The organism is Bradyrhizobium sp. CCGUVB4N (assembly GCF_024199945.1).
GTDB lineage: Bacteria > Pseudomonadota > Alphaproteobacteria > Rhizobiales > Xanthobacteraceae > Bradyrhizobium.
Map to the genome: position 1 here is coordinate 8391412 of NZ_JANADP010000001.1, position 14901 is coordinate 8406312.

Genomic DNA, 14901 nt, shown 5'->3' on the forward strand with positions numbered 1-14901 from the left:
CGCGGGACAGATCCGTCCCAAAATGAACGGCCTGCTTCGGCGCGCGAACTGCACCGCGACGCTGATGTCCTCGCTATGACGCGCCCTATCAACCGCTTGACCCCTTTCGCGTGTTTTCCCTGCAAATTCCTGCACGCGTGGTCCTGCAATTTGCAGTCCATCACCCTCCGACGGCACAACATGGGCAATGCCGTAGTTAACGCGTGTTCGAATTAACCCGGCCGTAAGCACCGCGGTCGGTGAAGGCCCGCGGCATCGGATTTGCTCTTCGGGCATGAGAGATTTTTCCTGTAAATTTGAATCGAACAAGCGCGGTCATAGCGAGGGTCAGGAACGAACGTGGTGCCCAAGATCGAGAACCCGGTGCTGCGGGCCGGCGCGCTCCTGTTCTTCGCCTGTCAGCGCGCCTGGCTGACGGTGCGGTACGGGCGCCGGCTCCAGCTCGGACCCGGGATCATGTTCAAGGGTCGGCTGGTGCTCGGTCGCGGGGTCCGGGTCTCGATCGGTGCGAACTGCCGGATTGGCAAGCGCGTGCTCATCACCGGGCGCGGCCAGGTGACGGTCGGCAATGACACCCTGCTCAACGGCTGCTGGATCGGGTGCGAGCAGAAGGTCGACATCGGGTCGTCCTGCTTGATCAGCGACTGCGACATCGTCGACACGGACTTTCACAACCTTCCCCCGCGGCTACGGCACGAGCCTGCAGTTGCCCGGGCCGTCGCACCGGTACACATCGGGGACAACGTGTGGGTTGGCGCGCGCGCGATCGTGCTCAAGGGAGTGACGATCGGCGACCACTCAGTCGTGGGCGCCGGAACGGTGGTGCGTGAGGACGTCGCCCCGCGCGTGGTCGTCGCCGGCAATCCGGCGGCTGTCGTCAAGACGTTCCGCGACGACGAATAGGCAGGCACGAACGCCGGGCCCGCGCAGCGCCGGCACGCATGGTAACGGACCGTTAAGCACTGGGGATCGTGATGACACCAAAGCGGCACAACGACGCGGCAAATGGCGGCCTGCGCTTAAACGCTTTGTTTGCCATTTCGGTGAATAGTCCCTCAATGAGTATGGTTAATTTTCCCTGTTGCGTTGATTGCGCACCTATATCCCCGGTGCGGGGCGTAAAGCGAAGAGTAACCCCTCAGCCCGCGGTCGTTGGAATGAAAGCTGGGGACTATGCTTGACTATAGCCAGCCGATAGACCGGGCCGGAGATCCAGCGAGATCGGAGGCCCCGCAACGGACACCCGAGGCCAGCTTCAAGGTGCTGGAGCTCGTCAGCCTGCTATGGCGGCGCAAGATTGCGATCGCCTCCGCCGCGTTGATCGGCGCGTGCCTCGCCGTCACCGTCGGCAAGAGCCTGACACCCCGCTACACCGCGACCGCCCAGCTTTATGTCGACCCACGCGAGCTTCAGCTCGTCGATCGCGAGCTCACGCCGCGCGCGCAGGACGTCTCCGGGATGTCCATGGTGGTGGAGAGCCAGGCACGCCTGATCACCTCCAACAGCGTGCTGCTGCAGCTGATCCAGCAAGCCAATCTCGACAAGGATCCCGAGTTCGGCGGCAGTGACGGCAGGGGCCTGATGACGTCGCTGCTGGGCCTGATCGGCCTCCAGCCCCGCGCGCCCTCTGCTGCCGACATCAAGGACGTGCAGCTCGCGGCACTCGAGGCGCTGAACAAGCACATCACGATCCGAAAGACCGAGAAGAGCTTCATCGTCGACATCGAGGTCTGGTCGACCGATCCGGCGAAGGCGGCGATGCTCGCCAACGCGCTGACCAACACCTTTCTGACGGACTCGCGCAATTCGCAGGCGCTGGCCGCGCGGCGCGCCACCAGCGAATTGTCCGGCCGGCTGAAGGAGCTGCGCGAGCGGCTGCGCAACGCCGAGACCGCGCTTGCCACCTACAAGGCGCAGAACAATTTCGTCGGCACCCAGGACTCGCTGATCTCCGATCAGCAGCTCTCCTCCAGCAACCAGCGGCTGTCCGCGGCCCGCGCGGCGACGATGGACGCTCAGGCGCGGCTGGACCAGATCGAGGCCAACAAGCGGACCGCTGCGGATGCAGGTGCAATTCCGGAAGCGCTGCAATCGCCGACGATCGCAAACCTGCGCGCGCAATATGCCGACGCCCGCAAGAAATATGCGGAGCAGACCGCCGAGCTCGGCCCGCGCCACCCGGCCCTGCGCCAGACCGAAAAGCAGGTCGAGGATCTCAAGCGCACCATCAGCGAGGAGATCGAGCGCTTCGCACTGTCCGCCAAGAACGATCTGACCCGCGCCCGCGACTACGAGGCGTCACTCAACCGGGCGCTGGAAGTGCAGAAGCGGCAGAGCGTGCAGCTCAGCCAGGCCGCCGTGCGCCTGCGCGAGCTCGAGCGCGAGGCTGAAGCCAGCCGCGAGGTCTATCAATCCTTCCTGAAGCGCTCGCGCGAGACCGAGGAGCAGGAGACCCTGAACACGTCGGCTGCCCGCGTCATCGGCGAGGCCACGGTGCCGCAGCGGCGCTCGTTCCCGCCGGCGATGAGCCTGTTCGCGATGATCGGCTTCATGTTCGGCGCGCTTGCCGCCGCCTCCTGGTTCGTCGCGGCCGAGTACCTGTTCGACGGCGCGAGCGCTCCGCAACCGACCCGCCGCGGACGCACGCCTGCGCCGGACGTTCCGAGGCCCCCCGTGGAAGCCGCAGCGCCCCCACCCGCGCTTGCGCTGGTCGAGAAACCGCTGATCGCCCGCCTGCAGGAAGCCGACGTGATCCGCACGCTCGGCGCCATTCTCGCAACCGGCAACGGCGTCGATCTGACCCGCGTCGGCTGGCCGACGCTGCGCCCCGGATTTCCGCTGACGACGCTGCTCAACGCCTTGCGCGACATGCGGGCGGCGATGGCACGTCGTTCCGGCGGCAAGTCCATGCCGGTGATGGCGCTGGTCGGCGCCGGCGCCACCACGGGACGCAGCGTGACCGCACTGAATTTCACGCTCGCAGCCGCGCGCGACGGCAGCCGCGTGCTGATGATCGATGCCGACCATCAGGCCCACACGCTCTCGCGCAGGATCGATCGTCCCGGCAAGAGCGAGCCGAGCAAGCTTGGCTGGCTCTCGATCGGCAGCAAGGCCGCGCGCGAGATCAAGACCGTCAACGGCATTTCGGTGCTGCCGGCGACCGAGAGCGATGCCGGCAAGGCCGCTGAGGCCATCCGCAAGGCAATCGCACAGGCGCGTTCGGCCGGCGGCTATGACCTCGTCATCCTCGACGGCCCCGCGATGCCGCTCTCGGCCGCAGGTCGCAAGCTGCTCGACGACGCGGACGCGCTGGTGGCGGTGCTGCCGACCAGCCTCGACATCAATGACAGCATGGAAGAGATTCTGGCCGCACTCGGCGGCGCCCAGCGCAAGCTCGTCGGCGTGGTGCTCGACGAGCTCGCTCCCGCAACCGAAACGCGCCAGCGAGGCAAACAATATGCTTGAGCGCCGCATCAATCTGGACGGCAGGGCTGCGACTGCAGAGGTGCCACGGATCACCGTCGGCGGCCTTCGCATGGCCGCACTCGACCTGGAAGCCACCGCAGATTTCATGATCGAGGCGACCGATCCGCGCCATCGCATCGGCCGTCCGCTGTATCTGACGTCGGCCAATGGCGAGGTGCTGGCGCGCTGCTCGACCGAGCCGCAGACCGAACGCCTGTTCCGCGCCGCCGACCTGATCAATGCCGACGGCCAGCCGCTGGTGGCGGCCTCGCGGCTGCAGTCCTGGTTTCCGTTGCCGGAGCGCGTTGCCACCACGGACCTGTTCCATGTCGTCGCACGCAAGGCGGAAGTCGCCGGCCGCAGCTTCTACATGCTCGGCGCAAGCGAAGAAGAAAACGCCGCGGCGGTCCGGCGGGTCCAGAACATGTATCCGAAGCTGAAGATCGTCGGGCACAGCCACGGCTATCTCCGCGGCGACGCGTTGCGGGCCAAGGTCGAGGAGATCAACGCGCTCGCACCGGATTGCCTGTGGGTCGCGCTCGGCGTCCCTTCCGAACAGGCCTTCGTCGAGGAATACATGCCGCTGATGACCAATGTCGGCGTCATCAAGACGTCGGGCGGCCTGTTCAATTTCCTGTCGGGCAGCCGCTCGCGTGCGCCGCAATGGATGCAGCGGATCGGGCTCGAATGGGCCTGGCGAACCTGGCTCGAGCCGCGCCGCCTGTTCTGGCGCTATTTGACCACCAACCCCCGCGCGATCTATCTTCTCTTCAGCCGCAACCGGCCCTTCAATCGCTGAGAAGGTAGCACGCCATGAGTGACCGGCCGACGATCCTCGTCACAGGAGGCGCGGGCTATATTGGCTCACATGCCTGCCGCGCCCTTGCCGCTGCCGGCTATCGGCCCGTCGTGTATGACAATCTCACCACAGGTCATCGCAGCTTCGTGGCCGGAGAGCTGGTGACCGGCGATCTGCTCGATGGCGCGACGCTGGCGCGCGCCTTTGCCGACCACAAGGTCACGGCGGTGATGCATTTCGCGGCGGCGAGCCTGGTCGGCGAGTCCATGACCGACCCGCAGAAATACTACATCAACAACGTCCAGGGCACGTTGTCGCTGCTCCAGGCGATGCGCAACGCCGGCTGCCACCGCATCGTGTTCTCCTCGACCGGCGCGGTCTATGGCAACGCCGATTCCAAGGAATTGCCGGAGGACTTTCCCTGTGCGCCGATCAACCCCTACGGCGCATCGAAGTGGATGATCGAGCGCATGCTCGCCGACTACCGCGCCGCTTACGGCTTCGGCGCGTTCTGCCTGCGCTATTTCAACGCCAGCGGCGCCGATCCGGCCGGCGGCATCGGCGAACTGCGTGACAATGAGACGCATCTCATCCCGCGCGCCATGATGGCGTTGCAGGGGCATGTCGACTTCGCCGTGTTCGGCGACGATTACGATACGCCCGACGGCACCGCGATCCGCGACTACATCCACGTCACCGATCTCGCTGCCGCGCATGTTGCGGCGTTGAAGCTGCTGGAAACCGGACATGCCGGCGGCAGCTTCAATCTCGGCACCGGCTCGGGCTTCTCGGTGCGCGAGATCCTCACTGCCATCAAGCAGGAGACCGGGCGCGAGGTGCCGCACACCGTCAAGCCACGCCGCGCCGGCGATCCCACCTATCTCGTCGCCGACCCCTCGGCCGCGAGAAAGGTGCTGGACTTCGTGCCGCGTCATTCCGACCTGTCGACCGTGATCCGCACCGCCTGGACCTGGCACCAGACGGCGCATCCGCTCAAGGGCCGTTAAGCAACCGTAACACCCGTATCTTGCCGGCCGCACCCTTGAGCGGCTAGAATGGCCACTCGCTGCCGCCGTGGACGCTTTGCCGACGGCCGCACTTTTGGGCATGGCCGACGATGATGTCGGCGTGCATGGCTCCGCCAACTGCGCGAGCCGATTTTTTCCAAACGTCAAGGCCACGATCAGATCCGCGTGCCGGCCTGCGATCAGACGCGGATTCAAGGAGTACCTGCGTATGCATCAGGCTGCACGCCTGGAGTTCGAGCGCGTGATGGATGAGTTCGTTCGCTGGCATGTCGTGCCCGAGGGCGAACGCTCCCCCGCGCCCGCCTGGTGGTGGGGGCCCGCCATGGCGGTGGTCGACGACCACGAGCCGTTGAGCGAGACATGGCGCAGCGCGCTGGGCCTGGGTGAAGGCGCTAGCTTCGCCGACGGCGCGGGCAGGATCGTCTCACTGTTCGTCGAACAGACGTCGCTGACGGGACCTCAGGATTTTCCGAGCAAGGCGGAGGCCGCCGATCACGACATCCGTGAATTGCAGCCGCTGCCGTCAGACGACAGCGCGTTTCAGCCTTAGCGCCGCAGCTTCGGTCACGGCCGGATCCGTCTCCGGCTGGAGCGGCGGCGCGACGGCCAGCTCCACCGGCCGCAGCAATTCGGCCATCTGCTTCGCGGGCAGCGGCTTCGCGATCAGGAAGCCCTGCATCTCGTCGCAGCCATGGGTGCGCAGGAAGGCCTCCTGCTCGGCGTTCTCGACGCCCTCGGCGACCACGGTCATGCCGAGCGCCTTGCCCATGCTGATGATCGCCTGTGCGATCGCCTGGTCTTCCGAATCCTGCGGCAAGTCACGCACGAAGGAGCGGTCGATCTTGATGGTGTCGATCGGGAAGTGCTTCATCAGCGACATCGACGAATAGCCGGTGCCGAAATCGTCGATGGCGAGCCGGATACCGCGGCTCTGAATGGCGTCGAGCACCTTCAGCGCACGACCGACGTTGCGCATCATCATGCTCTCGGTGACCTCGAGCTGGAGCAGCACCGGCGACATGCCGGAGGCCGCCAGAGCCTCGTCGACGTCCTGCAGCAGATGTTCGTCGGCAAACTGCCGCGGCGACAGGTTGACCGCCATCGACAGCGGCAGCAGGCCGCGGCGCTGCCACGCCATGGCCTGCGCGCAGGCCTCGTTCAACACCCAGCGGCCGATCGGCACGATCAGGCCGGTCTCCTCCGCAAGCGGAATGAACTGGGCCGGCGAGACGTTGCCGAGATCGGGATGGTTCCAGCGCAACAGCGCTTCCACGCCGGTGATCTGGCCGGTCTCCATGTCGACCTTGGGCTGGTAGTTCAGCGAGAACTGCTCGCGCTCCAGCGCCCGGCGCAGCGCGCTTTCGAGCGACAGCCGTTCGATCGACTGCGTCTTCACTTCCTTGGAGAAGAAGCGATAGCCGTTCTTGCCGTCTTCCTTGGCGAGATACATCGCCATGTCGGCGTTCTTGGTCAGCGTCTGCGCGTCGGCGCCGTTGGCCGGATACATCGCGATGCCGATCGAGGCCGTGGTGTGGCATTCATGGCCGGCGAGCTCCATGGGCTCGGCGAGCGCCGTCAACAGACCGGTGGCAATGTGCTGGACGTCGTCGATCTCGCCGCACTGATCGAGGATCACCACGAACTCGTCGCCGCCGAGACGCGCCACGACGTCGCTTACCCGCAGCGCGCCGCGCAAACGGTTCGCCACCTCGAGCAGGAGCAAATCGCCGGCCTCATGGCCCAGCGAATCGTTGATGACCTTGAAGCGGTCGAGGTCGATGAACAGCACCGCGAAACGGTGATCGTGGCGTTGCGCCGCGTCGATCGCCTCGCGCAGCAGCCCGTTGAAAGTCTCGCGGTTCGGCAGGTCGGTCAGGCTGTCATGCGAGGCGAGATATTCGATGCGCTCGTCCGCCTCGTTCTTCTCGTCGGCGCGATCGAAATTCTCCATCGCAAAGGAGACGTTGTCGGCAAGACGCTGCAACAGCTCAACGAATTCGGTGGTGAAGGTTTCCTGCTCGATCGACATGTAGATCATGACGCCGACAGGCCTGTCGTGGGTGATCAGCGGGAACGCGGCGCCGGAGCGCGCGCCGTCGCCCTGCAGCACGGCATGGAAGGCGCTGACACGGTTGTCGTTGACATAGTCGTTGCTGACACAGGGCTGCCGTGTGCGGAACGCCGTGCCGCTCATGCCGCGCCCCTCGGGCCGGTCGGCATCGATGGAAAGACGAACGTTCCGCGTGGTCTCGGCCGACGGCCCCGCGGCCGCGACGATCGCCAGCCGGTCGCTGTCGGCCTGGGCGAGCGCAATGGTCGTCGAGGTGAATTTGCCGCCGGTCGACGCGGCCTGACACACGAGCTCGAACAACTCGGTGCGCGACTTGGCGCGCACGATCGCCTCGTTGGTGGCGCTCAGCGCCGCGAACATGCGGGTCAGGCGCTCCTTTTGCGCCTCGGTGCGGGCCTTTTCCACGGCGCGATCGAAATTGTCGAGGGCGAAGGAGACGTTTTCGGCGAGGCGTCCGAGCAGCTCGACTAGATCAGGCGTGAACGTATTCTCCTCCGGTGCGAGGAAAAGCAGGATACCGATCGGCTCCTGGCCCACGCGCAGAAGCGGGAAACTCGCCGCCGCACGCGTTCCATCCTCGGTCGCCTTGGAGCGCCAATATGCCGATCGCGGGTCGTTCATGTAGTCGTTCATGACGCAGGGACGGCGGGTGCGCAGCGACGTGCCGATGATCCCCTGTCCCTCCGGATGGTCAGCAGAGACAACGGCGGTGCGCCCGATCATCCGATCCTGGAGGCGCCCCTTCACCGCAACGACGCGAATAAGCTCGCACTTCTCGTCAAGGATGCCAATCGTGGCCGATTCGAACACATCGCCCAACACCGCCGCCTGGCACGCGACCTCGAACAGTTCCTCGCGCGACTTGGCACGCATGATGGCTTCATTGGTCGCGCTCAGCGCCTCGAACATGCTGCTCAGCCGGCCGCGCTGCTTATCGGCCCGCGCCTTCTCTTCCGCACGATCGAAGTTTTCCAGCGCGAAGGCGACGTTGGCCTGCAATCGCTGGAGCAATTCGACGAACTCGGGAGTGAATGTGTCGCGCTCGACGGCATTGAAGAGGAAGACACCATCGATCCGGCTGCCGTTGAACAACGGCAAGGCGGCTGAAGAATGTATACCGGCGCGGCGCGCGCTATCGTGCCATGGCTTGATGCGCTCGTCGGCCAGGATGTCGTTGCTGATATAGGTCTGGCAGGTCCGGAAGGCGGTTCCGGTCAGCCCTCGTCCCTCCGGCACTGCATCAGTGAGGGCGAAAGTGTAGTTGCGCAAGTCTTCCGCATGCGGCCCATAGCTCGACACGACACGGAGCAACTCGGCTTCACGATCGGCCAGGAAGATTGTGCTCGACGCGAATTTTGCACCTTGTACCGTCGCCTTGCAGACCAGATCGAACAGTTCGGCGCGCGATCGCGCGCGCAGAATCGCTTCATTAGTGGCGCTGAGCGCCGCATACATGCGGGCGAGGCGCTCCTCCTCGGCCGCGATCCGTGTCTTCTCGGCTTCGCGGCCGAAGTTGTCGAGGGCAAAGCAGACGTTCTCGGCGATGCGCAGCATGAGCGCGACGACCTCCTCGTCCTTGGCCCAGGACTGGCTGAGGAAGGACAGGATCACGCCGATGCTTTGGCCATGCTTGATCAAGGGCGCCGCGACAACTGCGGCGACGCCGGTGTTGACGTTGGCCCGCTCCCACGGCGTCCCCCTGGTGCGACGCGCGAGATCGCGCTCGACGATGGGTTTTTGCGAGCGAAACACCTCGCCGGAAATGCCGCGGCCGTAGGGATTTTCGGGATCGACCGAATAGCTCGCCTGGGCGACGATCTCCACGTTCTCGCCGGTACCGGCAACAGGCTTGAGCCAATGCGAATCCTGCTCCTTGAGCAGGACAAAGGTCGCCAGCGACTTGCCGCCATGCACCGACGCGTCACAGACGAGCTGGTACAGCTCCTGCTCGGTTTCGGCGCGCAGGATGGCTTCGTTGGTCGCGCTAAGGGCGCCGAACATGCGGTTGAGCCGCCGCGTCGCCCGCTCGCTGGTCTGCCGCGCGGTCTCGCGCGAAAAATTCTCCAGCGCATAGGAAATGTTGGCCGACATGCGCTCGAACAGCGACACCATCTGCTCGCTCAGCGAGCCGGCCTCGCTGCGGGTCACGAACAGCACACCGACGCTCTTGCCGTTGCACAGCAGCGGCAGCGCCGCCGCGGCGCCGATATTCGCCCTGGCCGCGCCTTCACGCCATGCCAGCGAGCGCGGATCGTTCAGATAGTCGTTGCTGATGCAGAGCTTCTGGCTGCGAAACGCCTCGCCGCCGACACCCGACCCCTCGGGCGCGCCGGCTTCGGTGGTGATTTTGATCGCGCGCAGACGCGCCACGTCGTCACCGCGCCCTGCGGCAAAGCGCAAGTGCTGGCCATCCGGCTCCACCAGGAACACGGCAACGGCCATGAAGTCCCCGCTCGAAAACCCGGCGTCGCAGACCATCTGGTACAGCTCGTCCGGCGATTTCGCGTAGAGGATCGCTTCATTGATGGCGCTCAACGCCGCAAAGGTGCGCGCGAGTGTCGACGGCACGATCTTAACTCCCGGGCATTTCTGCCTATTTCTCCCGGGTGGGTTATGACCGGGGATCGCCTAAGTGGTCGTTATTGCAGCAGGGAAACCACCAATCAGAGTGAACGAGCAGCGAATGACCGGCAAGAAATGTCCGGGAATACCGCCGCGCGGGAGGAATCTTCGACGAAAGGCGCGTTCTCTTTACGAATTTGCAGCCCTGTATTGGTTTACGGGAGATTGATATCGCAGCTCCGCTTTGAGACGATGGCGTCCAACAAGCAGGTCCGTTAAGGGCACCAAAGCCGAGGGAACGCCATGCCCGTCGTCAAGGCCGACCGCCTCACGCGCGTCAGCGCTGCGCTGCTCCATGCCGCCGGAGCCTCCGAGGAAGAAGCCGACGCCGTCGCCGTCGGCTGCGTCAACGCCAACCTCGCCGGCCATGACTCGCACGGCGTGATCGCGGTTCCGACCTATATCGATCGCATCAAGGCCGGACACATCGTGCCCGGCGCCAAATGGACCATCGTCCAGGAATCGCCCACCACGACCGTGATCGACGGCCATTGGGGCTTCGGTTTCCACGTCAACGCCAAGGCGATGGCGCTGACGATCGAAAAGGCGAAGACGGCGAACGTCGCCGCCTGCACCGTGTTCCGGCAGAGCCATGTCGGTCGCCTCGCCGCCTATCCGCTGATGGCGATGCGCGAAGGCATGATCGGGATTGCCACCGCCGATTCCGGCCGCTCGCCAAAACACGTCGCGCCGTTCGGCGGCAAGGAGGCGCGGCTCGGCACCAACCCGATCTCGATCGCCGTACCGTCCGATCTCGAGGCGCCGTTCTACCTGGACATGGCGACATCAGCCGTTGCCGCCGGCAAGATCCAGCTCGCGGTCGCGCGCGGCGAGGAGATCCCGACGGGGTGGATCATCGATGCCGAGGGACGGCACACCACCGATCCCACCCAATACCGCAAGGGCGGCGCGCTGCTGCCGCTCGGCGGCACCGAAGGTTACAAAGGCAGCGGTCTCGCGGCCATGGTCGAGGTGTTGTGCGGCCTGCTCACCGGATTGGGATTCGGCGTCGAGCCGACCGGGCGGCACAATGACGGGTGCTTCATGGCGGTGTTCAACGTCGCTGCGTTCCGGCCGCTGAAGGAGTTCAAGCGCGAGGTCGCCGAGTTCGCGCGCTATTTGAAATCGACGCCGCCGTCCGAGGGTAGCCGAGGCGTCTACTATCCCGGCGAGATCGAAGGCGTGCGCGAGCAGCAGCGTTTGCGTGACGGCATCGAGGTCGAGGACGCGACCTGGGAGAAGCTGCGCGCGCTGGCGCGCGACTACAGGCTCGACACTGTCCTCGATCTGGCCTGAGGCAATCCGGAGAACAGCAGCATGAATCGGCAGATGGTCCTGGTCGGCTTCCTTCAGGCGCAGAATTGCACGAACCTGCCGAGCTCGTGGCGGCATCCGGAGTCGCGCAGCGATTCGATGTCGGCGGACTATTACCAGGAGATCGCGCGGATTCTCGAAGCCGGAAAATTCCACATGGCATTCTTCGACGATCGCCTGGCGATGCCGGACCGCTACGGCAACGACCACGCCCACACCGTCGAATACGGCATCCGCTGCGTGAAGATGGATCCGCTGATCGTGCTGACGACGATGGGCATGGTCACCGACAAGCTCGGGCTGGGCGCGACTTGCTCGACCACCTATTACGAGCCCTTCGACGTCGCACGTCGCTTTGCCACGCTCGACCTGATGTCGGGCGGCCGCGCCGGCTGGAACGTCGTGACCTCGCTCAATGACGGTGAAGCGCTGAACATGGGGCGCGACTTCCATCCCGAACATGACTCGCGCTACGACAAGGCCGACGAATTCATGGAGGTCGTGCTCGGCCATTGGGACACCTGGGAAGACGGTGCGCTCATCATGGACAAGACGAGCGGCCGCTTCGCCGATCCGACCAAGGTGAAGCGGCTCGATCACAAGGGAGCGGCCTTCAAGTCGCGCGGGCCGTTCACCGTGCCGCGCTCGGACCAGGGTCACCCCGTGATCATCCAGGCCGGCGCATCCGGCCGCGGCCAGCGCTTTGCGGGGCGTTGGGGCGAGGTGATTTTTACGGCCGCACGCAATCTCCAGGGCGCCAAGGACGGCTACGCCGCCGTGCGTAACGAGGCCGCCAAAGCCGGCCGGGATCCGGAGCAGGTGTTCCTCTGCAATCTGACGACACCGGTCTGCGCCGCGACCAAGGCTGAAGCCGAAGACAAGATGGCGCTGATCAACAAGCTGCCGCTGGAGATCGACGCGCTGTCGCTGCTCGCCGAAGCGCTCAATTACGACTTCGCCTCCAAGGACCTCGACGCGCCGCTGACGACCGACGAGTTGAAGAGCATGCAGGGCATTCTGGGCATCCGCGACGGCGTGTTGAAGACATCAGGCAAGAGCAATCCGAGCGCGCGCGACTTCGTCACCTTCTCCGGCCGCGGCCAGGTGCATGACGCCATGGTCGGCGGCCCCAGGGAAATCGCGGACAAGCTGGAAGAAATGTTCGTCGAGCGCGGCTGCGACGGCTTTGTCATCGCCGCGACCTATGTGCCCGGCTCCTACGCGGACTTCGTGCAGCACATCGTGCCGGAATTGCAGCGGCGCGGCCTGTTCCAGAAGGATTATCGCGGCAAGACGTTGCGGGAGAATCTCGGGCTGAAGCGGCCGGCCGCCGGCGCCTGGAAAGTTCAGCCGCGCGACGCCGCGGAATAACAACGAGGACACGACATGCGCTGGCTGAAATTCACCAGCTCCGGCAAAACCTCCTGGGGCCTGGTTGAGGGCGACCAGGTGATCGCGATCGACGGCGATCCGTTCGGTGAATGGCAACGCACGTCGCGCAAGCATCCGCTTTCGCACGTGAAGATCGAGCTGCCGCTGATCCCGCGCACCTTCTATTGCGTCGGCCTGAACTACCTGAAGCATCTCAAGGAAGCCGCCGACAAGGCCGGCACGGTACCGGCCGTCCCTGAACGGCCCGAAATCGGCTACCGCGCGCAGAACGCGCTGATTGCGCATGACGAGGACGTCGTGATCCCGCCCTTCGCGACGGAGAAGATCCATTACGAGGGCGAGCTCGCGGTCGTCATCGGCAAGAAGGTGAAGCATTTGACGGCCGATAACGCGATGGACTGCGTGTTCGGCTACACCATCGGCAACGACGTCAGCGAACGCTCCTGGCAGAAGGCCGACCGCAGCCTGTGGCGCTCGAAGAACGCCGACACGTTCAAGCCGATGGGTCCGTGGATCGAGACCGAGGCCGATCTTGCGACGATGGAAACGATCGTTCGCGTCAACGGCCAAGAGACCAACCGCTTCCATACCAACGACATGATCTTTGGCGTCGTGGCGTTCCTGGTCGAGCTGACGAAGTATTTTACGCTATGGCCGGGTGACGTGATCTGGATGGGCACGGATGGCGCTTCGCCTGACATCAAGCACGGTGACGTCGTGGAGATCGACATCACCGGCGTCGGCACCTTGCGGAACAGGTTTGTGCGGGAGGGGCGGTGATCAGCCTGCCGCCGCGCTGCCTTTCACATGATCGATGAAGGCGCGCAGCTTCGGCAGGATCTGCCGATGACCCGGATAGTACAGGAATACACCCGGCGTCATGGGCGAGAATTTCTCCATCACACGGACCAGCCTTCCCGATGCGATGGCGCCCGTGGCCAACGGCGCAGGCACTTGCGCAAGACCCACGCCTTCGAGCGCAGCACCGAGCATCGTCGGGAAGTCATAGGCGATGAAAGGTCCTGAGACCGCGATCTCGATGGATCGGCCACCGTCGATGAACGACCACGATGCAAGCGCCCCATTCGATCGTCGCATCCTCAGGCAGGCGTGCCCACGTAGATCGTCCGGATGCGCGGGCCGGCCGGCGCGGGCGAAATAGTCGGGGCTTCCGATGACAATGAGGGGAAGCGGCCTCGTGAGCCGCACTGCGATCATGTCGGGCGTGATGAACTGGCCCATCCTGATGCCGGCATCGAAACCTCCGGCCGCCAAGTCGACCATCTCTTCGCTTGCGGCCAGCTCCACCTCGATCTCGGGATAGGCCTGGCAGAACGAGGCGATCAGCGGCTCGAGCAGGATCGGCACGACCGAGCGTGGCACGGTGAGACGCAGCAGCCCGGCCGGTCGCTGACCGAGTTCACGGGCTGCTCCGCTTGCAGCGACAAGCTCCTCGAAGGCAGGCCTGGCGCGCGCCAGGAATCGTTCGCCCGCTTCCGTCAGGCCGACGCTGCGGGTGGTGCGAATGAACAGCGCGGCGCCGACGCGCGCCTCGAGTGCTCGCACCGCCTGGCTGATTGCCGATGGCGTCACCCCGAGTTCGCTGGCTGCCCGGCGAAAACTGCGGTGTTGGGCGACGCTGAGAAACGCCTCGACGCCGTCGAGCGCTCCCTGCCGGACTGTGAAGTTCTGCTTCATAGCCCGTCAACATTATCGCGAATAGTCGCCCGCGGAAAGCTGCCCTACATCGGGATTGCAAATGACCCGCACCGGAGCAGCGAAACCGATGAAGGCAATCCGCAACGCCGCCCTGGCACTCGCCCTCTCACTGACAGGTGTTCCCGCCATGACCGATCCATCCCTTGCCCAGACACAGGCGCAGTCACCCGCGACCACGGGCGTGTTGGTAATCCTGACCGTGAAGGCGGGTATCACGCGTGAACAGGTGATGGCCGTCATGCCCGATGAAGTCAGGCAGACGGTCCAGCTCTATCTCACTGGGAAAGTCCGTGAATGGTATTCGCGGTCCGATGGGCGCGGCGCGGTCTTCCTGCTCGATGCCGGGGATGTCGCCGAAGCGCACGCGATCATGGATGCCCTGCCGCTCGCGAAGCAGAATCTCATCGACCACGAATACATCGCGGTCGGCCCGCTGATGCCCCTCCGCCTGCTGATGACCAAGCCCTGAGCACTCGCCGGCGATCGACCGG

11 protein-coding genes are annotated in these 14901 nt (G+C 65.0%); 9 read left to right on the forward strand and 2 right to left on the reverse strand.

The features are described 5' to 3' along the window. Positions 1–342: 342 nt before the first annotated feature. The 5 genes from NLM31_RS43155 to NLM31_RS39200 all read left to right on the forward strand — a co-directional run bounded on the left by NLM31_RS43155 (position 343) and on the right by NLM31_RS39200 (position 5842). The gene (locus NLM31_RS43155) at positions 343–903 is read left to right on the forward strand and encodes an acyltransferase (RefSeq protein WP_375143617.1); all 561 of its coding nucleotides are present in this window, start codon (positions 343–345) and stop codon (positions 901–903) included. A gap of 270 nt (positions 904–1173) precedes the next feature. Then, the gene (locus tag NLM31_RS39185; RefSeq protein WP_254195699.1) at positions 1174–3465 is read left to right on the forward strand and encodes an exopolysaccharide transport family protein; all 2292 of its coding nucleotides are present in this window, start codon (positions 1174–1176) and stop codon (positions 3463–3465) included. Next, complete coding sequence (locus tag NLM31_RS39190) at positions 3458–4264, forward strand: WecB/TagA/CpsF family glycosyltransferase (RefSeq protein ID WP_254134500.1); 807 nt, start codon at positions 3458–3460, stop codon at positions 4262–4264. Before NLM31_RS39185 ends, NLM31_RS39190 begins: the two co-directional genes overlap by 8 nt. A gap of 14 nt (positions 4265–4278) precedes the next feature. Continuing rightward, positions 4279–5271 (forward strand): UDP-glucose 4-epimerase GalE, encoded by a 993-nt coding sequence (gene galE / locus NLM31_RS39195; RefSeq protein WP_254195700.1) that lies wholly within the window; start codon positions 4279–4281, stop codon positions 5269–5271. A 229-nt stretch (positions 5272–5500) separates the two neighbouring features. Next, positions 5501–5842, forward strand: coding sequence for a hypothetical protein (locus NLM31_RS39200; RefSeq protein ID WP_254134502.1), 342 nt, complete (start codon positions 5501–5503; stop codon positions 5840–5842). On the opposite strand, the gene NLM31_RS39205 is transcribed toward NLM31_RS39200, so the two are convergent. Next, positions 5816–9931: a GAF domain-containing protein gene (locus NLM31_RS39205; protein WP_254195702.1), complete on the reverse strand. Its 4116-nt coding sequence runs from the start codon at positions 9929–9931 to the stop codon at positions 5816–5818. The two genes, NLM31_RS39200 and NLM31_RS39205, sit on opposite strands and share 27 nt — an antisense overlap. A gap of 297 nt (positions 9932–10228) precedes the next feature. On the opposite strand from NLM31_RS39205, the gene NLM31_RS39210 reads away from it, so the two are divergent. Genes NLM31_RS39210 through NLM31_RS39220 form a run of 3 tightly spaced genes read left to right on the forward strand, consistent with a single transcriptional unit; the run spans position 10229 to position 13471 of the window. Then, positions 10229–11281, forward strand: coding sequence for an Ldh family oxidoreductase (locus NLM31_RS39210; protein WP_254134504.1), 1053 nt, complete (start codon positions 10229–10231; stop codon positions 11279–11281). A gap of 21 nt (positions 11282–11302) precedes the next feature. Next, positions 11303–12670 carry an LLM class flavin-dependent oxidoreductase gene (locus tag NLM31_RS39215; protein ID WP_254195703.1) on the forward strand — a complete coding sequence of 456 codons (1368 nt, stop codon included), beginning with the start codon at positions 11303–11305 and terminating at the stop codon, positions 12668–12670. Between the two features lie 15 nt (positions 12671–12685). After that, on the forward strand, positions 12686–13471 hold the full coding sequence (locus tag NLM31_RS39220) for a fumarylacetoacetate hydrolase family protein (RefSeq protein ID WP_254195704.1): 786 nt from the start codon (positions 12686–12688) through the stop codon (positions 13469–13471). Here the strand turns inward: NLM31_RS39220 and NLM31_RS39225 are convergent, their stop codons facing one another. Then, a complete protein-coding gene (locus NLM31_RS39225) occupies positions 13472–14389 on the reverse strand; it encodes a LysR family transcriptional regulator (RefSeq protein ID WP_254195705.1) in 918 nt (305 codons plus the stop codon). Between the two features lie 61 nt (positions 14390–14450). On the opposite strand from NLM31_RS39225, the gene NLM31_RS39230 reads away from it, so the two are divergent. Continuing rightward, positions 14451–14879 (forward strand): hypothetical protein, encoded by a 429-nt coding sequence (locus tag NLM31_RS39230; protein ID WP_254134508.1) that lies wholly within the window; start codon positions 14451–14453, stop codon positions 14877–14879. The last annotated feature ends 22 nt before the right edge of the window (positions 14880–14901 follow it).